The 24564-nt window shown below is 68.0% G+C and carries 22 protein-coding genes; 12 read left to right on the forward strand and 10 right to left on the reverse strand.

Going from position 1 to position 24564, the window contains the following annotated elements:
- The first annotated feature begins 58 nt into the window (after positions 1-58).
- Positions 59-856, forward strand: coding sequence for a ParA family protein (locus M5E06_RS12405; RefSeq protein WP_109074936.1), 798 nt, complete (start codon positions 59-61; stop codon positions 854-856).
- Positions 853-1764: a ParB/RepB/Spo0J family partition protein gene (locus tag M5E06_RS12410; RefSeq protein WP_252138371.1), complete on the forward strand. Its 912-nt coding sequence runs from the start codon at positions 853-855 to the stop codon at positions 1762-1764. Before M5E06_RS12405 ends, M5E06_RS12410 begins: the two co-directional genes overlap by 4 nt.
- Before the next feature lie 25 nt (positions 1765-1789).
- Here the strand turns inward: M5E06_RS12410 and M5E06_RS12415 are convergent, their stop codons facing one another.
- The 5 genes from M5E06_RS12415 to M5E06_RS12435 are packed head-to-tail and all read right to left on the reverse strand — an operon-like array spanning position 1790 to position 6153.
- Positions 1790-2284, reverse strand: coding sequence for a dihydrofolate reductase (locus M5E06_RS12415; RefSeq protein WP_109154736.1), 495 nt, complete (start codon positions 2282-2284; stop codon positions 1790-1792).
- Positions 2285-2317: 33 nt separating this feature from the next.
- A complete protein-coding gene (hemW, locus tag M5E06_RS12420; protein ID WP_252138372.1) occupies positions 2318-3487 on the reverse strand; it encodes a radical SAM family heme chaperone HemW in 1170 nt (389 codons plus the stop codon).
- Complete coding sequence (rdgB, locus tag M5E06_RS12425; RefSeq protein WP_252138373.1) at positions 3475-4074, reverse strand: RdgB/HAM1 family non-canonical purine NTP pyrophosphatase; 600 nt, start codon at positions 4072-4074, stop codon at positions 3475-3477. Before rdgB ends, hemW begins: the two co-directional genes overlap by 13 nt.
- A 42-nt stretch (positions 4075-4116) precedes the next feature.
- Positions 4117-4836, reverse strand: coding sequence for a ribonuclease PH (gene rph, locus M5E06_RS12430; RefSeq protein ID WP_252138374.1), 720 nt, complete (start codon positions 4834-4836; stop codon positions 4117-4119).
- A gap of 39 nt (positions 4837-4875) precedes the next feature.
- A complete protein-coding gene (locus M5E06_RS12435; protein WP_252138375.1) occupies positions 4876-6153 on the reverse strand; it encodes an MFS transporter in 1278 nt (425 codons plus the stop codon).
- 305 nt (positions 6154-6458) lie between these two features.
- Here M5E06_RS12435 and M5E06_RS12440 point away from each other — a divergent pair, with 305 nt between their 5' ends.
- A complete protein-coding gene (locus M5E06_RS12440; protein ID WP_252138376.1) occupies positions 6459-8723 on the forward strand; it encodes an NADP-dependent malic enzyme in 2265 nt (754 codons plus the stop codon).
- A 144-nt stretch (positions 8724-8867) separates the two neighbouring features.
- Here M5E06_RS12440 and M5E06_RS12445 read toward each other — a convergent pair whose 3' ends face one another.
- On the reverse strand, positions 8868-9437 hold the full coding sequence (locus M5E06_RS12445; RefSeq protein ID WP_252138377.1) for a GNAT family N-acetyltransferase: 570 nt from the start codon (positions 9435-9437) through the stop codon (positions 8868-8870).
- A gap of 12 nt (positions 9438-9449) precedes the next feature.
- On the reverse strand, positions 9450-10055 hold the full coding sequence (locus M5E06_RS12450; RefSeq protein ID WP_252138378.1) for a helix-turn-helix domain-containing protein: 606 nt from the start codon (positions 10053-10055) through the stop codon (positions 9450-9452).
- Positions 10056-10229: 174 nt separating this feature from the next.
- On the opposite strand from M5E06_RS12450, the gene M5E06_RS12455 reads away from it, so the two are divergent.
- The 7 genes from M5E06_RS12455 to M5E06_RS12485 all read left to right on the forward strand — a co-directional run bounded on the left by M5E06_RS12455 (position 10230) and on the right by M5E06_RS12485 (position 18205).
- Entirely contained in the window at positions 10230-11864 is a 1635-nt protein-coding gene (locus M5E06_RS12455; protein ID WP_252138379.1) for an ATP-binding protein, read from the forward strand.
- Positions 11865-11992: 128 nt separating this feature from the next.
- The gene (locus M5E06_RS12460) at positions 11993-13048 is read left to right on the forward strand and encodes a PstS family phosphate ABC transporter substrate-binding protein (RefSeq protein WP_252138380.1); all 1056 of its coding nucleotides are present in this window, start codon (positions 11993-11995) and stop codon (positions 13046-13048) included.
- A gap of 43 nt (positions 13049-13091) precedes the next feature.
- The gene (pstC, locus tag M5E06_RS12465; RefSeq protein WP_252138381.1) at positions 13092-14474 is read left to right on the forward strand and encodes a phosphate ABC transporter permease subunit PstC; all 1383 of its coding nucleotides are present in this window, start codon (positions 13092-13094) and stop codon (positions 14472-14474) included.
- Positions 14467-15771, forward strand: a complete 1305-nt coding sequence (pstA, locus tag M5E06_RS12470; RefSeq protein ID WP_252138382.1) for a phosphate ABC transporter permease PstA — start codon at positions 14467-14469, stop codon at positions 15769-15771. Before pstC ends, pstA begins: the two co-directional genes overlap by 8 nt.
- An 89-nt stretch (positions 15772-15860) precedes the next feature.
- Entirely contained in the window at positions 15861-16607 is a 747-nt protein-coding gene (pstB, locus tag M5E06_RS12475; RefSeq protein ID WP_502801976.1) for a phosphate ABC transporter ATP-binding protein PstB, read from the forward strand.
- Between the two features lie 101 nt (positions 16608-16708).
- Positions 16709-17413 carry a phosphate regulon transcriptional regulator PhoB gene (phoB, locus tag M5E06_RS12480; protein WP_083896944.1) on the forward strand — a complete coding sequence of 235 codons (705 nt, stop codon included), beginning with the start codon at positions 16709-16711 and terminating at the stop codon, positions 17411-17413.
- Positions 17414-17476: 63 nt separating this feature from the next.
- Positions 17477-18205 carry an SAM hydrolase/SAM-dependent halogenase family protein gene (locus M5E06_RS12485; protein WP_252138384.1) on the forward strand — a complete coding sequence of 243 codons (729 nt, stop codon included), beginning with the start codon at positions 17477-17479 and terminating at the stop codon, positions 18203-18205.
- Positions 18206-18300: 95 nt separating this feature from the next.
- On the opposite strand, the gene M5E06_RS12490 is transcribed toward M5E06_RS12485, so the two are convergent.
- The 3 genes from M5E06_RS12490 to M5E06_RS12500 all read right to left on the reverse strand — a co-directional run bounded on the left by M5E06_RS12490 (position 18301) and on the right by M5E06_RS12500 (position 22664).
- Positions 18301-19026, reverse strand: a complete 726-nt coding sequence (locus tag M5E06_RS12490; RefSeq protein WP_252138385.1) for a Bax inhibitor-1/YccA family protein — start codon at positions 19024-19026, stop codon at positions 18301-18303.
- 146 nt (positions 19027-19172) lie between these two features.
- Positions 19173-21698 (reverse strand): ABC transporter permease, encoded by a 2526-nt coding sequence (locus M5E06_RS12495; RefSeq protein WP_252138386.1) that lies wholly within the window; start codon positions 21696-21698, stop codon positions 19173-19175.
- Between the two features lie 198 nt (positions 21699-21896).
- Positions 21897-22664, reverse strand: coding sequence for an ABC transporter ATP-binding protein (locus M5E06_RS12500; protein WP_252138387.1), 768 nt, complete (start codon positions 22662-22664; stop codon positions 21897-21899).
- Between the two features lie 112 nt (positions 22665-22776).
- On the opposite strand from M5E06_RS12500, the gene M5E06_RS12505 reads away from it, so the two are divergent.
- Both M5E06_RS12505 and M5E06_RS12510 read left to right on the forward strand, forming a co-directional pair.
- Complete coding sequence (locus M5E06_RS12505; protein ID WP_252138388.1) at positions 22777-23397, forward strand: arylesterase; 621 nt, start codon at positions 22777-22779, stop codon at positions 23395-23397.
- 3 nt (positions 23398-23400) lie between these two features.
- The gene (locus tag M5E06_RS12510; RefSeq protein ID WP_252138389.1) at positions 23401-24552 is read left to right on the forward strand and encodes an FIST signal transduction protein; all 1152 of its coding nucleotides are present in this window, start codon (positions 23401-23403) and stop codon (positions 24550-24552) included.
- Positions 24553-24564 lie beyond the last annotated feature (12 nt).

Genomic DNA, 24564 nt, shown 5'->3' on the forward strand with positions numbered 1-24564 from the left:
CGTGCCTGACACCGTTCCCCCGCCCTCTTCCCGCCAACCGGACTCCCGAGAGGCTGCCATGTCTGCCGTCACCCGTCCCCTTGCCCGCGTGGTTGCGATTGCCAACCAGAAGGGCGGCGTGGGCAAGACCACGACGACGATCAACCTCGCCACCGCGCTCGCAGTCATCGGCAAGCGGGTGCTGGTGATCGACCTCGACCCGCAGGGCAACGCGTCCACCGGTCTTGGCATCCCCCGCTCGGACCGCCGCGTCGGCATCTATGACGTGCTGTTCGACGACGTATCGCTGGAGCAGGCCGCGACCCCCTCCTCGGTGCCGAACCTGTCGATCATCACCTCGTCGGTCGATCTGTCGGGCGCGGAGATCGAGCTGGTCGGTGCCGAGCGCCGCGAGTTCCGCCTGCGCGAGGCCGTCGCCAACAGCGCGCTGGAGTATGATTACGTCCTGATCGACTGCCCGCCGGCGCTGGGCCTGCTGACGCTGAATGCGCTCGTGGCGTCGCATGCGGTGATGGTTCCCCTGCAGTGCGAGTTCTACGCGCTGGAGGGTCTCAGCCATCTGGTCCGCACCATCGAGCGGGTGAAGCGCGCCTTCAACCCGAACCTGGACATCCACGGCGTCGTGCTGACGATGTTCGACAAGCGCAACAACCTGTCGGACATGGTGGCGGCGGACGTCCGCGGCTTCTTCGGGGAGAAGGTGTACGACACCGTGATCCCGCGCAACGTCAAGGTGTCGGAGGCGCCGTCCCACGGCAAGCCGGTGCTGATCTACGACATGCGTTGCCCCGGATCCCAGGCCTACATCCATCTGGCGGGCGAGGTGCTGCGCCGTGAGAAGAGACTGACCGCATGATCGACGACACCAAGCAAGGGGGCGCCCGCCGCGCCAGCCTGGGCCGTGGCCTTTCCGCTCTGTTCGGCGAGGCGACCGAGGATTACTCGGCGCTCGACAAGGTGCGGCAGTCCAAGCAGGTGCCGATCGAGTTCGTGCACCCCGGCAAGTACCAGCCGCGGCGGAAGTTCGACGAGGAGGCCATCCAGGGCCTTGTCGACTCCATTCGCGACAAGGGAATCCTGCAGCCCCTCCTCGTCCGCCGCGATGGCGAGGATGCCAATTCCTATGAGCTGATCGCCGGCGAACGCCGCTGGCGCGCCGCGCAGATCGCCGGCCTGCATGAGGTTCCGGTCGTCATCCGCGATCTCAGCGACCGTGAGGCGCTGGAAATCGCGCTGATCGAGAACATCCAGCGCCAGGATCTGACCCCGCTGGAAGAGGCAGAAGGCTATCGTCGCCTGATGGAGGAGTTCGAGCACACGCAGGAGGATCTGGCCCGCGCTGTCGGGAAGAGCCGCAGCCATGTCGCCAACATGATGCGCCTGCTGGCCCTGCCGGAGCCGGTCAAGTCGATGGTGCAGGATGGTGCGCTGACCGCCGGCCATGCCCGTGCCCTGCTGACCGCCCCGGACCCGGCCGCCGTCGCCCGCGAGGTGGTGACGCGCGGCCTGAACGTCCGCCAGACCGAAGACCTGATGCGTGGCGATCAACCCAAGGCGAAGAAGGGCAAGGCCGCGGCTGGCGGTGCCGGATCCGCCCCTGCGATGAAGGATGTCGACCTGATCAATCTGGAGGAGGAGATCTCTGCCCGCATCGGGCTGAAGGTCGCAATCAACCCGCAGGGTCAACGCGGGACGATCACCATCCATTACCAGACGCTCGACCAGCTAGACGACGTTCTGCACCGGCTGGGCGGCGAAGAGTAACGGGCTTAAGGGGGGCGCTCGCCCCCTACCCCCGCACCTTTTGAAGGTCGATGTAGCGATAGAACAGCCCATTCTCTTCCATGGGCGCGCTCGACCACACCTCTGCCCATTCCGCTCCGATGGGCGGCATCAGCGTGTCGCCGTCCACTGTGCTTTCGATGCGGGTCAGGTGCAGGCGATCGGCGATCGGCAGTGTCTCACGGAACAGAGCGGCACCGCCGATGATGCACAGTTCGGCCGCACCGGAGCCTTGTGCCCACGACACTGCTGCCCCGAGACCGGTGAACCAGCGGGCGCCGTCATGCTCGCCGACGAGGCCCCGATGGCTCACCACCAGATTGTCGCGGCCGGGCAGCGGGCGGCGCGGCAGGGAGTCCCAGGTTTTCCGACCCATCAGGATCGGTTTTCCCATCGTCAATTCCCTGAACCGGCGTAGATCGCTGGGAAGATGCCAGGGAAGCCGGCCGTCACGGCCGATCACATCGTTCGTTGCGGCAGCGACGATCAGGCTGATGAGCATCCCCTGCCCTTTCCCGATTGAAGACAAGGGATCTTACGCCAGAATTGCGCCGAGCACCGCGTTCAGACGCTGTAGCCCCTCCGATGTCGCAACCAGACGGTCGGCATCGCGCGTCAGGAAACCGCCGTCGATCAGGCGGGACAAGGCTGCCGGATCCACGAAATCGTCCAACGACCGGCCGGTTTCCTCCACCAGACGGGCAAGCCGCACCCCCTCGCTCAGGCGCAGCCCCATCATCAGCAGTTCGGTGCCGCGGGCATCACGGTCGATGGGATCGGGGGCGGCGGCACCATGCCCGTCGCGCTCCACCCGTTCCAGCCAGATTTCCGGGGCGCGATGGGCGCGGGTGGCGAACTTCTCGCCGTCCAGCGTCAGCCGGCCATGGGCGCCGGGACCGATGCCGACATAGTCGCCATAACGCCAATAGGTCAGGTTGTGGCGGCTTTCCTCGCCTGGGCGGGCATGGTTGGAAATCTCGTAGGCCGGCAGCCCGGCCGTCCTCAACTGGCTCTGCGTCGCCTCATAAAGATCGCCGGCCAAATCCTCGTCCGGCAGCACCAGATCGCCACGGGCATGGAGCGGATAGAAGGCCGTGCCCTGCTCGATGGTCAGTTGATAGACCGACAGGTGGCCGACCGCGTAGTCCAGCGCCCGCGCCAACTCCGCCTGCCACGCCGCCACCGTCTGGCCGGGACGGGCATAGATCAGGTCGAAGGAAAAGCGGTCGAAGGTCTGCGCCGCCAGTTCGATGGCGCCGGTCGCCTCCGCCGCATTGTGCTCGCGGCCGAGGAACTTCAGGCTGGCGTCGTCCAGAGCCTGGATGCCCAGAGAAACCCGGTCGATCCCGGCTGTGCGGAAGGCACGGAACTTGTCGGCTTCGACGGAGGTCGGGTTGGCCTCCAGCGTCACCTCCAGCCCGTCGGCCACCGGCCAGCGTTGGGCAACCCGGTCGATGACGGCACCGACGGTCGAGGGCTCCATCAGCGACGGGGTGCCGCCGCCAAAGAAGATCGAGGTGACGGTGCGGCCGGCGGTAAGGTCGGCGTAATGATCCAGCTCGCGCACCAGCCCTGCCCGCCAGCGGTCATGGTCGACCCGCTCGCGGACATGGCTGTTGAAATCGCAATAGGGGCACTTCGACTTGCAGAAGGGCCAATGAACGTAGACGGCAAAACCAGGATCGGAAACGCTCACCGGAAGCACCGCTCCACCAGCTGGCGGAAGGCGTCGGCGCGGTGGCTCATCTCGTGCTTCTTGGCCGGATCCATCTCGCCGAAAGACAGCTCGTGGCCGTCCGGCAGGAACATCGGGTCATAGCCAAAGCCGTGGGGACCGCGCGGCGGCCACACCAGCGTGCCGTAGCAGCGGCCCTCCACCGTCTCGACATGGCCGTCCGGCCAGGCGAGCGACAGGGCGCAGACGAAATAGGCGCTGCGATCCGCCTTCCCTGCCATCCCGTCCTCGACCTTCCGCATCGCCATGGCGAAGTCCTTGGTCGGGCCGGCCCAGCGGGCGGAATAGATACCGGGATCGCCGTTCAGCGCCGGCACCACCAGCCCGCTGTCATCGGCGAGCGCGACATGGCCGGCGGATGCCGCGGCCTTCGCCTTCAGCTCCGCGTTGGCGATGAAGGTGGTCCCGGTCTCCTCCGGTTCGGGCAGGCCCAGCTCCCCGGCCGAGGTGAAGGTGGCGACATAGGGGCCGAGCAGGTCGGCGATCTCGCGCACCTTGCCCTTGTTGTGGCTGGCGATGACGAGCGTGTCGCCGGTGAAGCGGCGGGGAGCGGACATGGTAACGGACCTCTGGATGATGGACCTCTGGCAGATGCCGGCTTACTTGATGCCGAGGACCTGCTTCTGCAACGCCACCAGCTCGTTCACGCCCTTGCGGGCGAGCGCCATCAGCTCCATGAACTGCGGCTCGGAGAAGGGGGTTTCCTCGGCGGTGCCCTGGATTTCGACGATGCCGGCCTTGCCGGTCAGGACGAAGTTGGCGTCGGCCTGCGCCTTGGAATCCTCGTCATAGTCGAGGTCGAGCACGGCGTTGCCCTGATAGAGGCCGCAGGATACGGCGGCGACCTGATCGGTCAGCGGCATGGTCTTCAGCGCGCCGATCTGCATCAGATGCTGGAAGGCGAGATGCAGGGCGACATAGCTGCCGGTGATGGCGGCGGTGCGGGTGCCGCCGTCGGCCTGGATGACGTCGCAGTCGATCTTGATCTGCTTCTCGCCCATCGCCGACCGGTCGGTGACGGCGCGCAGCGCACGGCCGATCAGGCGCTGAATTTCCTGGGTGCGGCCGGACTGCTTGCCCTTCGCCGCTTCGCGGTCGGTGCGGCTGTGGGTGGAGCGCGGCAGCATACCGTATTCGGCGGTGACCCAGCCGAGCCCGGTGTTCTTCAGGAAACGCGGCACCGTCTCGTCGACGCTGGCGGTGCACAGCACATGCGTGTTGCCGAAGCGCACCATGCAGGAGCCCTCGGCATAGCGGCTGAAGCCGGGCTCGAGGGAGACGGTGCGCAGTTGGTCGAAGGCGCGGCCGGAGGGGCGCATGGGCATCATTCCGAAGGTCGTTTGCGGTTCGGCGGCAAGCTAACGGCTCTGCCCGCCTCCGTCCAGCACGGCGTCGGCGATCATTGGTAGCGATGCCGGGCGCGTCGCCCGCTCCAGCCACAGGGTCAGCAGCGGCACGGCAAGCCCAATGGAGATGGAGATGGTCGCCATGGTCGTCACATGCTCCAGCCGGCCGTCGGCGCCGTTGGTCAGGATCTCGGCCGACAGGAAGGCGCCGAAGGCGGAACTGAGATGCTGCACCGCCGACACCAGCGCCATGAATCCGGCACGCTCCTGCGGGTCCGGCACGCGGGAGAAGGCGGCGCCGTTGGCGACCATGCGAATGCCGACGAAGGTCATGAAGAAGGGGAACAGCCCCAGCACCGGCATCCAGGGCCGGTAGCCGATGAAGGCGAAGAAGATCACCAGGCTCAGCCCCACCGTCGCGGCGAAGGTGACGGCGCTGGAGCCGTGGCGGTCGACCAGCCGCCCGGCCCAACGCGCAGCGAAGAAGCTCAGCGTGCCGCCGGTCATGTAGACCAGGCTCAAATGGTCGCGCGGGAAGCCCAGATTGCCCTGCACATAGGCGGCGATGTTGGGGACGATCATGAACTGCTGAACCTGCACCAGCGCCACGGTGGCATAGGCCAACCAGACCTTGCGGCGCGACAGCAGCGCCGTCATCCGCACCCAGGCCCCCGTCTTCACCCCTGCCCCGGCGAGATGGCCGCGCTGCGGCGGCAGGATGGCGATGGCGGCCACGGCGACGATCAGGCCGGCGAAGGCCACCGCGAAGAAGGGCAGCCGCCAGCCGCCATAGAGCGCCAGTTCCAGCCCCACCGGCACCCCGGCGATGGCCGACAGCGAGAATGCCGACATCACTGCACCCATCGCCTGCCCCCGCCGCTGCGGCGCCACCTGATCGGTCACCGTGGCGATGGCGACCGCGACGGCCGGGCCGCCGAACAGGCCTGCCAGCACACGCGCCGCCAGCAGCGATGGAAAGTCCCAGGCCAGCCCGCCCAATGCCGTGGAGACGATCAGTCCGGCCATGGCGACCGCAAGCGCCCGGCGCCGGTCGAAGCGGTCGAGCAGCATCGAGCCGATCAACCCGGCCAAAGCCGCAGCGGCGGTATAGCTGCCGCCGATATAGCCGATGTGTGCCGCCGGGATGTTCAGCGCCCGGGCGAAGTCGGGACCGAGCGGCATCACCATCATGAAATCGAGGATGTTGATGAACTGCACCGCCGCGATCACCAGCGTGATGCGGCGCTCGTCCGGCGTCAGCGCGGCCGCAGATTTGGGGGCCAGGGACAAGATGGCGGCTCCGGGAGGGATAAGCGCGTCGGTTGTGTTCCGCACTGCATGATACCAGTCGTTTCCCGGCCTTCCCAACCGGCATGGTCATGCACGGAAAGCGGATCAGATAGGATGTGAAGCAAACTGGATGTGTCGCCAATCGTCAAAAAAATGCATGATTCGTACAAAAAGCAGGCAATGGAGGCTTGGCGAGTTGCGCGTACGGCGTATACCATCGCGACCCCACCGTCGGCAGCGCACCGCACAAAAGGCACCAACGAAGACCGACGGGCATCAGCACTCCGTTGAGGAACACGACATCCATGTCCGACACCAAGCGCGTCACCGACGAAGAGGCCCTGCTGCTGCATTCCAGCGGCCGGCCCGGCAAGCTGGAAATCACTCCGACCAAGCCGCTGACCACCCAGCGCGATCTGGCGCTGGCTTATTCGCCCGGCGTCGCCGCGCCCTGCCTGCGCATCGCCGAGGATCCGTCCCTTGCCTATGACTACACGGCCAAGGGCAATATCGTTGCCATCATCTCCAACGGCACGGCCGTGCTGGGTCTGGGCGACCTGGGCGCGCTCGCCGGCAAGCCGGTGATGGAAGGCAAGGCGGTGCTGTTCAAGCGCTTCGCCGACGTCGACGGCATCGACCTGGAGGTCGACACCCGCGACGTGGACGAGTTCGTCAACTGCGTGCGCTTCCTCGGCCCCAGCTTCGGCGGCATCAACCTGGAAGACATCAAGGCGCCCGACTGCTTCATCATCGAGGAGCGGCTGCGCGAGCTGCTGGACATCCCGGTCTTCCACGACGACCAGCACGGCACCGCGATCATCGCCGCCGCCGGCCTGATCAACGCCTGCGACATCACCGGCCGCCGAATCGAAGACGTGAAGATGGTGGTGAACGGTGCCGGCGCGGCGGGCATCGCCTGCGCCGAGCTGTTCTGCACGATGGGTGTTTCACGTGAAAACATCATCCTGTGCGACACCAAGGGCGTGGTCTATCGCGGCCGCACCAACGGCATGAACCAGTGGAAGTCGTCCTTCGCCGTCGACACCGACAAGCGCACGCTGGAAGAGGCGGTGGCCGGCTCCGACGTGTTCGTCGGCCTGTCGGCCAAGGGGGCGATGACGCAGGAGATGGTGAAGTCGATGGCGGCCAAGCCGATCATCTTCGCCCTCGCCAACCCCGATCCGGAGATCACGCCGGAGGATGTGAAGGCGGTGCGCGCCGACGCCATCGTGGCGACCGGACGCTCCGACTATCCGAACCAGGTCAACAACGTCCTTGGCTTCCCCTACCTGTTCCGCGGCGCGCTGGACGTCCGCGCCACCACCATCAACGAGGCGATGAAGGTCGCCGCCGCCAAGGCGCTGGCGGCGCTGGCGCGCGAGGATGTGCCGGACGAGGTCGACGCCGCCTATTCCGGGCGCCGGCTGCGCTATGGCCCGGACTACATCATCCCGGTGCCCTTCGACCCGCGCCTGATCGTCACCGTCCCGGCCGCCGTCGCCCAGGCGGCGATGGAAAGCGGCGTGGCGCGCAAGCCGATCCTCGACCTGACCAGCTACAAGCACAGCCTGCGCACCCGTCTGGATCCGACCGCCGACAGCCTGGAGCTGATCCTGGAGAAGGTGCGGACCAACCCGCGCCGCGTCGTCTTCGCCGAGGGCGAGGAGGAGCGGACGATCCGCGCCGCCATGGCCTTCCGCGCTCACGGCTATGGCATCCCGGTTCTGATCGGCCGCGAGGAGGTCATCAAGGAACAGCTGGTGGCGATGGGTCAGCCGCACATCCAGTTCGAAATCCACAACGCCCGCCTGTCGGACGCCAACCGCCGCTATGCCGACCACCTGTACCGCCGCCTGCAGCGCAAGGGCGCCCTGCTGCGCGACTGCCAGCGGATGGTCAACCAGGACCGCAACGTCTTCGCCGCCTGCATGGTGGCGCAGGGCGATGCCCACGCCATGGTGACCGGCCTGACCCGCAGCTTCGGCGTCGCGTACGAGGAAATCCGCCGGGTCATCGACTCGAAGGCGAGCGAGCCGGTGTTTGGCCTGCACCTGTTCATCACCCGCAGCCGAACCGTCTTCATCGCCGACACCACCGTCCATGTCCGTCCCGACGGCAAGACGCTGGCCGACATCGCGGTCGGTGCCGCGGCCAAGGCCCGGCAGATGGGGCACGAGCCGCGGATCGCGATGCTCTCCTTCTCCAACTTCGGCCAGACGCCGCACCCGAACACCGATCCGCTGCGGGAAGCCCTGTCGATCCTCGACAGCCGCCGGGTCGATTTCGAGTATGACGGCGAGATGTCGGCCGACGTGGCGCTGGACTATCAGCTGATGAAGCGGGTCTACCCGTTCTCGCGGCTGTCCGGTCCGGCGAACGTGCTGATCATGCCCGGCCTGCATTCCGCCAACATCTCGGCCAAGCTGCTGAACAAGATGGCCGGCGGCCAGATGATCGGCCCGCTGCTGATCGGTTTGGACAAGCCGGCGCAGATCGTCACCATGGGCGCCTCGGTCAACGACATCGTCACCGCCGCAGCGCTGGCGGCGCATGATTCGCTGCCCTGGTGAGGTGAGGCGTCCCCAACCGTGAGTCCCCTCTCCCCCCTGGGGAGAGGGTCAGGGTGAGGGGGACGCACTTGCCGAACGTCTTCGACTGCGCCGAACCCCCTCATCCCAACCTTCTTTCCAGCGGGGAGAAGGAGAGCCCAGGCCTCACCCCAGCGCCTTGTAAAAATACGTTGTATCGCAGAGCCCACCCTGCGGCCACAGGGCGTAGTTCGGGATGACGCCGACCTTCACCCAGCCGGCCCGCTCATACAGCCGTTCGGCCTCGGGCGAGGCGGTGTCCAGCACCAGCAGGGTCTTGCCGGCGGCGCGAGCTGCGTTCTCGGCCGCCTGCATCAGGGCGGCGCCGACGCCACGGCGGCGGGCGCGGCGGTGGACCAGCATCTTGGACAGGTCGGCCCGGTGCGGCTGGTTCGGCGGCTGGCCGACCACAAGCTGGACGGTGCCCAGCACGCCTTCCCCGTCCTCCGCCACCAGCAGGATGCGCTTCCCCTGCTCCACTCCGGCAACCACTTGGCCCCAGAAGCTCTCGGCGGTGGCGCGGTCGAGCGGCGCCATGAAGCTGACCGACGCACCGCCCGCCACGCAATCCAGCAGTAGGTCGGTCAGTCCCGGCACGGCTGCGTGAGCCTCGGCAGAAGACAGCACGCGCACCGTCACGGCAGCGGCGCCGCTCTCCCCCCTTCGCTGGCCGGAGTCAAGGCAGGCACTGTCCATCGCATGCTCCTTTCAGCGTTTAACCGCGTTTAAGCCAAGGCGCCCGTCGGTGGTCAGCGCCACGATGTAGCGGGCGGTGTGGTCGGTCGGATTGTGGAAGCCGGTCGGCCGATCGAGCCGCATGGCAAGGCAGTCGCCGGTGGACAGCCGGTGCGTCACCTCCCCCACCGTCAGTTCGATGGTGCCGCCCAGCAGATAGACCTGCTGCTCCACCGTGGCGGCGCGGTTGCCGCTGTCGTAGGAGACGCGGGCGCCCGGCGGCAGCTCCACCTCCACCAGTTCGATGGGCGACGGATAGCCCGGCGGCGACAGGTTGCGGCGGCGATAGCCGGTGGCGGGGTCGACCCAGGCGATCTGGTCGGCGCGGCGGGCGACCGGGTTGGCGTCCTCACGCTCGGCTTCCGCGAACAAGGCCGCCAGCGTCACCCCCAGCCCGGCGGCGAGCCGGTCGAGCACGGAGGCCGTGGGGCTGCTCTCCCCCCGTTCCACCAGCGAGATCATCGAGCGGCTGACGCCCGAGCGCTCGGCCAAACCATCCAGCGTCAGGCCCCGATCCGCCCGCAGCGCGCGCAATCGGGTGGCGAGACGGCTGTCGATATCGTTTCCAGCACTTTCCATGAAGGTAGAATGCTGCTCCAAGATATTGGAGTCAACGATCCACCGCATTGTCATACCCATGAATCTTTTATGACCGTCGCGCGGTGTGCGCGACGATGGTGTAGAAGGGCCGTGCAAAAGGACCGACCGTCACGCTGCCCGCCCCGCTCCACACTCGAACCCGGTGCCGACCCCATGCGCCCGAAGGCGTTGCCGCCCGCCCCGCTGTTGACCGCGATCTTGCTGATGCTGGTGCCGATGGCCGCTGTGCTCGCCTGGGCGGTCCATGCCGGGGCGCTGCATGGCGGGCTGGCGCTGGCCGCGGCTGCGGCGGCGCTGGTGGGCGCGGTCCTGGTCCTGCGCACCTACCGCGGCGATGCCGACGCGATGACCGACTACGCTGCCCGGCTGGCCGAGACCGACGAGCCGCTGGCTCCGGCCGGCACGCCGCCCGCCTTGAAGGCGCTGGCCGCGACCATCGGCCGTCTGCACCGGGTCGGCCTGCGCCGGGCCGAGAGCGTGCGGATGCAGCTCGACGCCGACGAAGCGGTGATCGACGCCCTGCCCGCCCCGCTGCTGCTGATGGATGCCGAACGGCAGGTGGTGCGCGCCAACCGGACCGCGCGGGAGCTGTTCGGCGACAAGGTCGTCGACCGCGACCTCTCTTCGTGCCTGCGCACGCCGGCGGTGCTGGAAGCGGTGGATTCGGTTCTGCGCGGCGGTGCGTCCCGCATCATCGAGTTCACGCTGCCGGTCCCGGTGGAGCGCAGCTTCGAAGCGCAGGTCAAGCCCTTCCAGCGGCTGGTGCCCGAACCCGATCCGTCCCTGCTTGATGGCGAGATCGAGGAGGAGTCGGCGCCGCGCCCGCCCACCGTCGCCCGCATGGCGATCCTGACCCTGCATGACGTCACCGCCGCCCGCCGGTCGGAGCAGATGCGCGCCGACTTCATCGCCAACGCCAGCCACGAACTGCGCACGCCGCTGTCCTCGCTGCTGGGCTTCATCGAGACTCTGCGCGGCCCCGCCCGTGACGATCCGGAGGCGCAGGGCCGCTTCCTGGCAATCATGCATGACCAGGCCAGCCGCATGACCCGGCTGGTCAATGACCTGCTGTCGCTGTCCCGCATCGAGTTGGACGAGCATATGCCGCCCAGCGGCTGGGTCGATGTGGTGGAGGAGTTGGAGAACGTCATCGCCGCGCTGCAGCTGAAGGCGGCGGAGCGCCGCATCCGCCTGCGGCTGGAAGCGCCGGAGGATCTGCCGTCCGTCGTCGGCGACGAGGACCAGTTGACCCAGGTCTTCCAGAACCTCGTCAGCAATGCGATCAAATACACGCGCGAGGACACCGACGTGACCGTCACTGTCGCGCTGGCCGACGGAGCGGCGGTGGGCTTCACTGGCCTGCCCGCATCCGGCGGTGCGGTGAAGGACAAGCGCGCGTTGCGTGGCGGCACCGCGATGGTGTCGGTGTCGGTGCGCGACCGGGGCGACGGCATCGCCCGCACCCATCTGCCCCGCCTGACCGAGCGCTTCTACCGCGTTGATGCCGCGCGATCCCGCGCCATGGGCGGCACCGGGCTGGGGCTGGCCATCGTCAAGCACATCCTGAACCGCCACCGTGGCCGGCTGACCATCGAAAGCGAGGTCGGGGTGGGCAGCGCCTTCACGGTTTATCTGCCGGCGGTGGGAGAGGCGGTTTCTCCCTCTCCCCCCCGGGGAGAGGGCCGGGGTGAGGGGGAAGCACTGCGTGTGTTCTCCAAAGCTCCCGCCGCGCTCCCCCCTCACCCTAACTCTCTCCCCGGGGGGGACAGGGGATTCGGTGGGGAGTGAGAGAAACCCATCATTCTGTGACGCCGTCATGAAAGTGTCATAAAAACGCAATCATTCGGTCGCCCTCCCGGTCTATGGTCCGCGCCATTCCGATGGACCAGTCTCCGTTTCCTCAAGGAGGGGCACCCGTGACCACCCGGACGCATGTCTTCGCCGCGACCGCCCCGGCCCTGACTCTGGCCTTGGCGCTCGGCCTCGCCGCCGCCCCCGCATCGGCGCAATCGCGCGACCAGATCCGCGCGGTGGGCTCCTCCACCGTCTTCCCCTTCACCACCGCGGTGGCGGAGGCCTTCGGCAAGACCGGCAAGTTCAAGACCCCGGTGATCGAATCGACCGGCACCGGTGGTGGGCTGAAGCTGTTCTGCGCCGGCGTCGGCCCGGCCCATCCCGACATCGCCAACGCGTCGCGCCGGATCAAGAAGTCGGAAGTCGACCAGTGCGCCGCCAACGGCGTCACCACGATCACCGAGCTGAAGATCGGCTATGACGGCATTGCCCTGGCCTCGTCCAGAAAGGCCGCTCCGGTGTCGCTGTCGACCGTCGTGCTGTGGAAGGCGCTGGCGAAGGAAGTGCCGGTGAATGGCGCGCTCGTCGCCAATCCTTACCGGCTGTGGTCCGACATCGACCCGTCTCTGCCCAAGGCGGCGATCGAGGTGCTGGGTCCGCCGCCCACCTCCGGTACGCGCGACACCTTCAACGAGCTGGCGATGCTGGAAGGCTGCAAGAAGGTGGCCGAGGTCGCCAAGGCGGTCCCCGACGAAAAGGCCCGTGAGCGCGCCTGCATGACCATCCGCGAGGACGGCGCCTATGTCGAGGCCGGCGAAAACGACAATCTGATCGTCCAGAAGCTGACCGCCAACCCCAACGCCTTCGGCGTCTTCGGCTACAGCTATCTCGACCAGAACCGTGACACGCTGCAGGCGGCGAAGATGGACGGGGTCGACCTGACGGCGGAGACGGTGGCCGCCGGAAAGTACGAGCTGGCGCGCCCGCTCTACATCTATGTCAAGAATGCCCATGCCGGTGTCATTCCGGGCATCCGCGAGTTCATCGGCGAATACACCTCGGAACGCGCGTTGGGCGACGACGGCTATCTGGTCGACAAGGGCCTGATCCCGGAGCCGAAGGCGCTGCGCGAGGCCGCCCGCATCGAGGCGGTCAACCTGACCCCGCTCCAGTTCTGACCAGCCCTTCTCCGCCTGCCTCTTTTCCGCCGAAGCGACCCGCATGCAGCTGACCCTCCTCGCCCTGATCCTGGCCCTGCTCACCGTGATCGGCTTCCTGATCGGCCGGTCGCGCGCGGCGTCGTCGGTCGGCGGACGGGTGGCGGAGCTGCATTCGGTCCCCTCCTATCACGGCGTCTATGTCGCGCTGTGGGCCGGTCTGCCTGCGCTGCTGCTGTTCGTCGCCTGGACAGCGTCGGAAGGCTGGCTGGCGATGCAACTGGTGCTGTCATCATTGCCCGACCGGCTGACCACCGGCGACGGCCAGTCGGTCGCCCTGCTGAAGGCCGACATCCTCAATCTCGCCCACGGCATCGCCACCGGGCGTGAGGCCGATCCGCTGGTGACGGAGGCGGCCCGCCGCTACGCCGCCTTGCGCGATCTTGCCGACTGGAGCCTGCTGGCGGTCGGCGCCAGCCTCGCCGTCGCCGGGCTGGCCTGGGGCCGCCACCGCATCGGTCCCGACCTGCGCGCCCGTCCGGCGGTGGAGCGGGTGGTGCGGGTGGCGCTGGTCGTCTGCTCGCTGGTCGCCATTCTGACCACGATCGGCATCGTCCTGTCACTGCTGTTCGAGGCGCTGCGCTTCTTCACCGTCGTCTCGCCGCTCGACTTCCTGTTCGGCACCCATTGGAGCCCGCAGATGGCGATGCGGGCCGATCAGGTCGGGTCCAGCGGCTCCTTCGGCGCGATCCCGCTGTTCGCCGGCACGCTGCTGATTACCGTCATCGCCATGCTGGTGGCGGTGCCGGTCGGGCTGATGGCGGCGATCTACATGTCGGAATATGCCGGGCGCGGCGTTCGCACCTGGCTGAAGCCGGCTTTGGAGATCCTGGCCGGCATCCCGACCGTGGTCTACGGCTTCTTCGCCGCGCTGACGATGGCGCCCTTCGTGCGTTCAGTGGGCGAAGCGCTGGGGTTGGACGTCAGTTCGGAATCGGCGCTGGCGGCCGGCATCGTCATGGGGGTGATGATCATCCCCTTCGTCAGCTCCCTGTCGGACGATGTCATCAACGCGGTGCCGCAATCCTTGCGCGACGGCTCCTACGGTCTCGGCGCCACCAAGTCGGAGACCATCAGGCAGGTGGTGCTGCCGGCGGCGCTGCCCGGCATCGTCGCCGCGGTGATGCTGGCGATCAGCCGCGCCATCGGCGAGACGATGATCGTCACCATGGCGTCCGGCCTGACCGCCAACCTGACCGCCAACCCGTTGCAGGCGGTGACCACCGTCACCACCCAGATCGCCACGCTGCTGGTCGGCGACCAGGAGTTCGACAGCCCGAAGACGCTGTCGGCCTTCGGCCTTGGCCTCGTGCTGTTCCTCGTCACGCTCTGCCTCAACATGGTCGCCCTGCGGGTGGTCCGGACCTATCGGGAAAAATATGACTGACCTCGTCGAGCAGGACGTGGCGGCCGTGACGCCATCCACAACCCCCGTGAAATCGCGCCTGCGCGGCGAAGCCTTCGCACGCCGGCTGCGCGCCCGCCATGCCGCGGAGCGCCGCTTCCGGCTGGCCGGCGCCGCCGCGGTGGCGCTGGCGGCACTGATCCTGCTGCTGCTGCTGGGCTCCATCGTCGCCAAGGGCGCCAGTGCCTTCCTGGAGGCGCGCATCCGGCTGGAGGTGACGCTGGACCCGGCGGAGGTCGCCGACCGCAATTACACCGTCCTGCTGCGCCGCGCCCTCTACGCCCAGTTTCCGCAGGTGACCGACCGCGCCGGCCGCCGTGTGCTGAACGACCTGCTGTCGTCGGGCGCGCCGTATGAGCTGGAGGCGATGGTCGCCAAGGACCCGGCGCTGGTCGGGACGACGCAGACCGTCTGGATCCGCGCCGACGACCAGATCGACCAGCTGGTGAAGGGCGGCTATCGCCGCGACCTGCCGGAAGGCGAGCGTGGCCTCAGCGACGCCAAGGTCGCGGCGGCCGACGCGCTGTTGGCCTCGGGCGCGCTGGCGCAGGGCTTCAACACCACCCTGTTCACCGCCGGCGACAGCCGCGAGCCGGAACAGGCCGGCATCGGCGGCGCCATCGTCGGCTCGCTGCTGACGCTGCTGGTGACCATGGCGCTGTCGGTGCCGGTCGGGATATCCGCCGCCGTCTATCTGGAGGAGTTCGCGCCGAAGAACCGCTGGACCGACCTGATCGAGGTGAACATCAACAACCTCGCCGCGGTGCCGTCGATCATCTTCGGCTTGCTGGGTCTGGCGGTGTTCCTGGGCTTCTTCGGCATGCCGCGCTCCGCCCCGCTGGTCGGCGGGCTGGTGATGGCGCTGATGACGCTGCCGATCATCATCATCGCCTCCCGCGTCGCGTTGAAGGCGGTGCCGCCGTCGATCCGTCAGGCGGCGCTGGGCATCGGCGCCTCGCCGCTGCAGACGGTGCTGCACCATGTGCTGCCGCTGGCGATGCCCGGCATTCTGACCGGCACCATCATCGGCATGGCCCGCGCGCTGGGCGAGACGGCGCCGCTGCTGATGATCGGCATGGTCGCCTTCATCGTCGACATCCCCCACGGTCTGACCGACAGCGCCACGGTGCTGCCGGTGCAAATCTACATGTGGGCCGACAGCCCCGAGCGTGCCTTCACCGAGCGCACCTCGGCGGCGATCCTGATCCTGCTCGGCGTCCTGATCCTGCTGAACGGGGCGGCCGTGATCCTGCGCAAGATTTTCGAGAGACGGTGGTGAACACCATGAGCATCCCGAGCCCGCTGAAGCTGCGGTCCCGTGGCGACCGGCAACCGGACCGGGCGTCCACTGCCGCCCTGCCCAAAAAGATGACCGCCCACGGGGTGAAGGTGTTCTACGGCACCAAGCAGGCGCTGCGGGGCATCGATCTCGACATCCAGGAAAACCGGGTGTTGGCGCTGATCGGCCCGTCCGGCTGCGGCAAGTCGACCTTCCTGCGCTGCCTGAACCGGATGAACGACACCATCGAGGGCTGTCGGGTCGAGGGGCGGATCGCGCTGGACGGCGAGGACGTCTATGGCAAGGCCGTCGATGCGGTGCAGCTGCGCGCCCGCGTCGGCATGGTGTTCCAGAAGCCGAACCCCTTCCCGAAGTCGATCTACGACAACGTCTCCTACGGCCCGCGCATCCACGGCCTCGCGTCCGGACGGGACGAGCTGGACGAGGTGGTGCAGACCTCGCTGAAGCGCGCTGGCCTGTGGGCGGAAGTGAAGGACCGCCTGCGCGAACCCGGCACCAGCCTGTCCGGCGGCCAGCAGCAGCGGCTGTGCATCGCCCGCGCCATCGCCGTCAGCCCCGAGGTGATCCTGATGGACGAGCCCTGCTCGGCGCTCGACCCCATCGCGACCGCGCATATCGAGGAGCTGATCGACGAACTGCGGGCCAACTACACCATCGTCATCGTCACCCACAACATGCAGCAGGCCGCCCGCGTGTCCCAGCGCACCGCCTTCTTCCATCTGGGCGAGATGGTGGAGTGCGACGACACCGAGGAAATCTTCACCAACCCGCGCGACGAGCGCACCCAGGGCTACATCACCGGCCGCTACGGCTGAGTCCTGCGCCACTGTGCCCTACTCCTGTCCCCTTCCTCCTTTGTTGAAAAGGCTGTCCCATGCCGGTTAACGTCGAGACGCGCGCTGTCAACGGAGCCACCATGAATGCGGCCCTGAAGCCGCTCGTCCTGATCGTCGAGGACGAGGCCGACATCCTGACGCTGCTGAAGTACAACCTGGAAAAGGAAGGCTTCCGCGTCGCCACCGCCAGCGACGGCGAGGAGGCCCTGCTGGCCGCCGGCGAACAGACGCCGCACATCGTGCTGCTCGACTGGATGCTGCCGCTGATGAGCGGGCTGGAGGTCTGCCGCCAACTGCGCCGCAACGCCAAGACCCGCGACATCCCGATCATCATGCTGACCGCCCGCGGCGAGGAGGGCGACCGGGTGCGCGGCCTGAATTCCGGCGCCGACGACTACATCACCAAACCGTTCTCCCCGACCGAGCTGGTGGCCCGCATGCGCGCCGTGCTGCGCCGCGCCTCCCCCGGCATGACGGACGAGGTGCTGACCTTCGCCGACGTGACGATGGATCTGGCCGCCCACCGCGTACGCCGCAATGGCCGGGACGTACATCTCGGGCCTACCGAATTCCGCCTGTTGCGCCACTTCATGCAGCATCCCGGCCGCGTCTTCTCGCGCGAACAGCTCCTCGACCTGGTGTGGGGCCACGACGTGTACGTCGAGCCGCGTACGGTGGACGTACACATCCGCCGCCTGCGCAAGGCGATGAACGAAGAGGACGAACTGGACCTGATCCGTACCGTGCGGTCGGCGGGGTATGCGCTGGATACCAAGTCGGTGTGAGCCCAGGGTTGGGATGGGGGTAGGATGGGGGAGGACCACCGCAGCATTGGTGAGAACGCCCCCATGATCCTGCTCTTCACCGACTTCGGCCTTTCCGGCCCCTACACCGGCCAGATGAAGGCGGTGTTGGCGCAACAGGCGCCCAGCGTCCCTGTCATCGACCTGTTCGCCGACGCCCCCGCCTTCGACCCGCAGCTGTCCGCCTATCTGCTGGCCGCCTACGCACCGGCCTTTCCCGTCGACAGCGTCTTCCTCTGCGTCGTCGATCCCGGCGTCGGCACCGATCGCCGGCCGGTGATGGTCGAGGCTGACGGCCGCTGGTTCGTCGGCCCCGACAACGGCCTGTTCGCCCTGATCGCCCGCCGTGCAACGTCGCTAAACGCCTGGACCATCGACTGGATCCCGGACCGGCTGTCTGCCAGCTTCCATGGCCGCGACCTGTTTGCCCCCGTCGCCGCCGGCCTCGCCACCGGTCGCCCGGTCGAGCGCAGCCCCCTTCCCCCCGCCGCCATCGACCGTCCCGACTGGCCGGACGAGCTGCCGCGCATCGTCTATGTCGACGTCTACGGCAATGCCATGACCGGGATGCGTGCCGCCACCCTGCCTGCCGACGCGGTGTTGACTGCCGCCGGCAGTCGCATCGCTCGCGCCCGCACCTTCGGAGCCGTCGGACCGGGGCAGCCGCTGTGGTACGAGAACTCCAACGGGCTGGCGGAGATCGCCGTCAACCGCGGACGAGCCGACCGGGTGCTGGGGCTGGCGGTCGGCGACCCGGTGACGGTTGAGACCTGACCAAAAGAAAACCGCCCGGAAGCGGGTGCTTCCGGGCGGCTGCTGCTTGATCCGATGCTTGTCCGATCAGGCGTCTCTGGTCAGATGTCTGGGGATCAGTCGTTGTTGCGCTGGCCCAGGAACTGCAGCAGGAACTGGAACAGGTTGATGAAGTCCAGGTACAGCGTCAGGGCGCCCATCAGGGCCAGCTTGCCGGTGCTCTCGTGATCGTAGCCCTCGGCGTAGCTTTCCTTGATCGCCTGGGTGTCATAGGCGGTCAGGCCGGTGAAGATCAGCACGCCGATGGCGGAAATCGCGAAGTGCAGGGCCGGCGACTGGAAGAAGATGTTCGCCAGACCGGCGATCACCAGACCGATGACGCCCATGATCAGGAACGAGCCCATCTTCGACAGGTCGGCCTTCGTGGTGTAGCCGTACAGGCTCATCGCCAGGAAGGTGGCGGCGGTGACGAAGAAGGTCAGCGCGATCGACGCCCCGGTGAAGACCAGGAAGATGGCCGACATCGACAGGCCCATGGCACCGCAATAGGCCCAGAAGATCATCTGTGCCGATGCGAAGGACAGGCGCTGGATGCCGAAGGACAGCACCATGACGAAAGCCAGCGGGGCCAGCATGACCACCCACTTCAGCGGCGTGCCGAAGATGGCCTGGAGCATGGCCGGGCTGGACGACACGAGCGCGGCGACCAGACCCGTCAGGATCAGGCCGGCACCCATGTAGTTGTACACGCGCAGCATGTGCTGCCGCAGGCCTTCGTCGAAGTATCCCCGATCTGTCGCGCGGCCCACGGTCGCGAAGCGGTTATAGGTCGGGTCTGCCATGGTTTGGTTTCCTCGGTGGAATAGGGTGATCCCGTCGCAGGACATATTGGCGAGTCCGTCAGGCGGTTCAATAGGAATCGGCAGGGCTTTTTCCAGATGAAAAAGCTTTCACGATTCGTTTTTCCTGCGGCTTCATGACTCAGGCGTCACTCGTTCCGAAGCAATGGCGCCGAAGGCTGGCCGAGAGCGCGCCAAGTACCATAGAACCCGAAAGCAAGCGTGATCGCGGTGCTCAGCAAAGCGGTGGTGATGACCGCCGACGGCAGGAAGCTCCATTCCCAATGCATCAGGAACGTCAGCACCGCCCAGGCGGTCAGCGTGCCGATGATGCCGGCGATCACGGCGGTCAGCAGGCCGAGCAGCCCATATTCCAGCAGGAAGGCGCGCAGCACGTCGCCGCGTGTGGCGCCCAGCACCTTCAGCACCACCGCGTCATAGACCCGGCGGCGATGCCCGGCGGCGACCGCGCCGGCCAGAACCAGCGTCCCGGCGGCCAGCGTGATGCCGGCGACGATGCGCACCGCGGTGCCGATATGGCCCAGCATCTCCGACACTGTGTCCAGCGCGTCCTTGACCCGCACCATCGTGATGTTGGGGAAGCGCTGCAGAACGGCGCGCTGCACCTGGGTTTCGGCGTCCGGCGTGGCGCGGACGGTGGCGACCCAGGTCTGTGGCGCGCCTTCCAGCGTGCCGGGGGCGAAGACCATGGTGAAGTTGATCGCCATGCTGCTGAAATCGGCAGAGCGCACGTTGGCGACCTTGGCCTCGATGCTGCGGCCCAGGATGTTGATGACCATAGTGGCGCCCGGACCGATGCCGAAGGCCTCGGCGACGCTCTGGTGGATGGAGATCAGCGGCGGTCCGGCATAATCCTGCGGCCACCAGCTGCCGGCGGTGACGGTGGAATGCTTCGGCACCGTCGCCGAATAGGTGATGCCACGGTCGCCGGCCAGGATCCAGGCCTGCTCCGGATTGACCAGCGCCTTTTCCGCCTCCTGCCCGTTCACCCGCTCGATCCGGCCGCGCAGGCTCGGCACCGCCTCGAAGGCGCTGGTGCCGGGGACGGCGGTCACGAGGTCCCGCAAGGGATCGAACTGGTCGCGCTGGATGTCGACGAAGAAGAAGGCGGGGGCATCCTGCGGGATCGTCTCCGACACCCGGCGGGAGAAGTTGCCCTGGATCAGCGCGATGGCGACCAGCACCGTCAGGCCGAGCCCCAGCGACAGCACCACCGCCGCCGTCGGGTTGCCCGGCCGGTGCAGGTTGGCGAGCGCCAGCCGCAGGCCGGGACGCCGCACCCGCCCCACCCGCTTCGCCCCCCAGGTGACCAGCGCCGCGGCGGCGCGGAAGGCGAGGAAGGTGGCGATGGATCCGCCGACGAACCACAGGGCGAACAGCTTGTTGTGCGCCGTCAGCACCGCCAGCCCGGCGAGCGCCAGGGCCGACAGGATCATCGCGACCGTATAAGGCGTGCGCGGCCTCCCGCCGGCCGGGGCGATGACGTCGCGGAACAGGGCGCCCGCCGGCACCTCGCGCGCCCGGCCGAGCGGCCACAGCGAGAAGGTCAACGCCGTCAGCACGCCATAGAGCGCGGCGAGCGCCAGGGCCCCCGGATAAACGCCTATATGTGCCGACACCGGCAGCACGCCGTCGAGCAGCCGGCCCAGCGCCAGCGGCGCCACCGCCCCCAGCACCAGCCCGATGACGATGCCCAGCAGCGCGAGCGCCAGGATCTGCGCCAGATAGAGCTGGAACACCAGCGCCCCCGGCGCACCGATGCACTTCATCATGGCGATGGTGCGGGCGCGCGAGTCCAGATGGCTGCGCACCGCGTTGCCGACCCCGACGCCGCCGACCAGCAGCGCGGTCAGCCCGACCAGCGTCAGGAACAGCGTCATGCGGTCGATGAAGCGCTCGATCTGCGGTGAGGCGTTGGTGTAGTCACGCATCCGCCAGGGCGCGTCGGGAAAGCGGGTGCGCAACCCCTCCTGCCACGCCTTCAGGTCGGTTTGCGGCGGCAGCGCCACCTTGGCGCTCCACCAAGTGAGACTGCCCGGTTGCAGCAACCCGGTAGCCTGCAGCGACGGCAGCGCCACCAGCACCCTGGGGCCTAGCGAAAAGGCGTTGGAGGAGGCGCGGTCCGGCTCGCGGTCCAGCACGGCGGCGACGCGGTAGGCGCCTTCGCCGATGCGGATGGTGTCGCCGGGCTTCGCGCCCAGCCGGTCGACCAGACTGGCCTCGATCACCGCGCCCCAGCGGCCGTCCTTCTGCGCCAGCGCCTCCCGCAGGTCGCCGACGCCCTCCAGCGTGACGGTGCCGTAGAGCGGATAGAGGTCGTCGACCGCCTTCAACTCGACCAGGGAGGAGCGCGTTTCATCGCCCGCCCGCGCCATCGCCCGCATCTCGGCGGAGGTCGACACCCGGCCATCGGCTTTCAGGGCGGCCATCTGCTCGTCGGTCGGCGGAGTGTAGAGTTGACGCAACGCGACGTCACCGCCCAGGATCGACCGCCCGTCGCTCGCCAGCCCGTCGAGCAGCCCGCTCGACACCGATTGCACCGAGGCGATGGCCGCCACCCCCAGGGCGAGGCAGGCGAGGAAGACCCAGAAGCCCTTCAGGCCCGTGCGCAGTTCCCGCCGGGCAAGGCGAAGCGCGAGGCTGAGGTTGGTCATTTCGTGGTCCTCCGCTCGCACCTGCTCCTGTCCCCTCTCCCCCCCGGGGAGAGGGTTAGGGTGAGGGGGATGCGTGGCGAGGATTGTTTCAGTGACGAGGGGTTTGCGCGTCGAGCAACGCTACACCGTGCGTCCCCCTCACCCCGACCCTCTCCCCGGGGGGGAGAGGGGGAAACGACCGCAATAATGCTCACCATCTCACTCCCCCGCCGCCTGCAGCTTCGCGCGCCTTGCCGCCTGCCCGTCGTCGGCGATCCGCCCGTCGGCCAGCCGCACCGTGCGGTCGCAGCGTGCGGCGAGGGTCTGGTCGTGGGTGATCAGCACCAGCGTCGTGCCGCGCCGCTCGGCCAGATCGAACAGCAGCTTCACGATGGTGGCGCCGGTGTCGATGTCGAGGTTGCCGGTCGGCTCGTCGGCCAGCAGCAGCGACGGCTCGGTGACGAAGGCGCGGGCCAATGCGGTGCGCTGCTGCTCGCCGCCCGAAAGCTGGCCGGGATAATGGTGGATACGGTGCCCGAGCCCGACCTGCTCCAGTCCAATGCGGGCGCGGTCGAAGGCGTCGGCGACCCCGGCGAATTCCAGCGGGATGGCGACATTCTCCAGCGCCGTCATGGTCGGCACCAGATGGAAGGCCTGGAAGACGATGCCGACATGCTGCCGGCGGAACCGCGCCAAGCCATCCTCGTCCAGGCGCCCGAGATCCTGTCCGGCGACGCGGACGGTGCCGCCGCTGGGGCGTTCCAGACCGGCCATCACCATCATCATGGTCGACTTCCCGGAACCGCTGGGGCCGACGACGCCGACCCGTTCCCCGGCCGCCACCTGAAGATTCACGCCGCGCAGGATGTTGACGGGTCCGGCACCGCTGTCCAATTTCAGGTGGACGTCGTCGAGTTCAACGATGGAATCGTTGGAAGACCGGGCGATGGATTTTGACGACGTTGCAGAGGACTGAGCCTTGGACATGCGACTCTCGCACAAGCGGAACGGACCATCGCCATATGGCACGACCCGCCGGGCTTTCAACATGGGCGCCCTCACCGCCGCTCTTGCCTTCCTTTTCGCCGCAGGGGTACCGATGACCGTTCCGAACCGCGCCGACGCCGCGCAGCCGGTGAAGCTGCTGGCGCTGGGCGACAGCCTGACCGCGGGCTATGGGTTGCCGGAACCTCAGAGTTTCGCCAGCCAGCTGGAAAAGGCGCTGGCCGCCAAGGGCTACAGCGTCACCGTCATCAATGCCGGCGTGTCGGGAGACACCACCGCCGGCGGCCGGGCGCGGCTGGACTGGGCGCTGGCCGACAAGCCGGACGCCGCCATCGTCGAGCTGGGTGCCAACGACATGCTGCGCGGGCTCGACCCCGATCAGGCCAAGGCGAATCTCGACGCCATCCTGAAGAGTCTGGCGGAGCGCAAGATCCCGACCCTGCTGGCCGGCATGCTCGCCTCGCCCAGCCTGGGCAAGCCCTATACCGACAAGTTCAACGCCATCTACCCGGATCTAGCGAAAGCCTACGACCTGCCGCTCTATCCCTTCTTCCTCGACGGGGTGGCGTTGGACCGGTCGCTGATCCAACCGGACGGGATGCATCCCAACGCCCAGGGCGTGGCGGTGATCGTGGAGCGCATCCTGCCCTCCGTCACCGCGCTGCTCGACGGCCTCCCCAATATCGGCAAGACTACCGTCAAAACCGGAGGCTGACCCATGACCGTGACCCTGGACAGCGACACCCGCTTTCACGCCGCCTGCGCCGCCGGGGCGGAGTGGGGACCGACGGTCAAGGCCTGCCTCGACCGGCTTGGTCCGGTCGCCGGCTGCAACCTGGGTTTCCTCTACCTGACCGACGGTCTGGCGGAACATGCGACCAGCATCGTCACCCTGCTGCGCGGCGTCACCGGCATCCGCCATTGGGTCGGCACCGCCGGCATCGGCGTGATGGCCAACGGCGAGGCCCTGTTCGACGAGCCGGGGATGGCGATCATGGCCGCCCGCCTGCCGGAGGACAGCTTCCGCCTGTTCCCCACCCTGACCGACGGGTTGGAGCCGCTGCGCGGCAGTGCCGGCGGCTGGCTGGACAAGCATGGCGCGGCGCTGGCGCTGGTCCATGTCGATCCTCACCATGCCGATATGGCCGGACTGGTCGCCCGCTTGTCGGAGGAGGCCGGCGTCTTCCTGGTCGGTGGCCTGACCGCCTCGCGCGGGGAGTTCCCGCAGATCGCCGCCGGGGCTGAGGACGCCGATCCGGTCACTGAGGGCGGCGTGTCGGGCGTGCTCTTCGCGCCAAATCTGCCGGTGGCCACTGCCCTGACCCAGGGCTGCCGCCCGATCGGGCCGACGCGCACCGTCACCGCCAGCGACGACAACGTCATCCTGGAGATCGACAACCGCCCGGCGCTGGACGTCTTCAAGGAGGACATCGGACCGGAGCTTGCCGCCGACCTGCGGCAGGTCGCCGGGGTGATCTGCGCCGGGCTGCCCATCGCCGGGTCCGACACCCAGGACTATCTGGTCCGCGACCTGATCGCCATCGACCCGCGCGCCGGCTGGATCTCCATCGCCGAGCGGGTGACGACCGGCCAGCCGGTAATGTTCACCCGCCGCGATCATGAGACCGCCGCCGCCGACATGCGCCGGATGCTGGACAGCCTCAAGAAACGGGTGAAGGCGACGCCGAAGGGAGCGGTGTATGTCAGTTGCATCGCCCGCGGCCCCGGCCTGTTCGGCACCGCCAATGCAGAGCTGTCGATGATCCGCGATACCTTCGGCGACATCCCGCTGACCGGCTTCTTCGCCTCGGGCGAGGTGTCGCACAACCGGCTCTATGGCTACACCGGCGTGCTGACGCTTTTCCTCTAAAAGATCATTTCG

This window comes from Azospirillum sp. A1-3, assembly GCF_023806445.1.
In the GTDB taxonomy this organism is placed as follows: Bacteria; Pseudomonadota; Alphaproteobacteria; order Azospirillales; family Azospirillaceae; genus Azospirillum.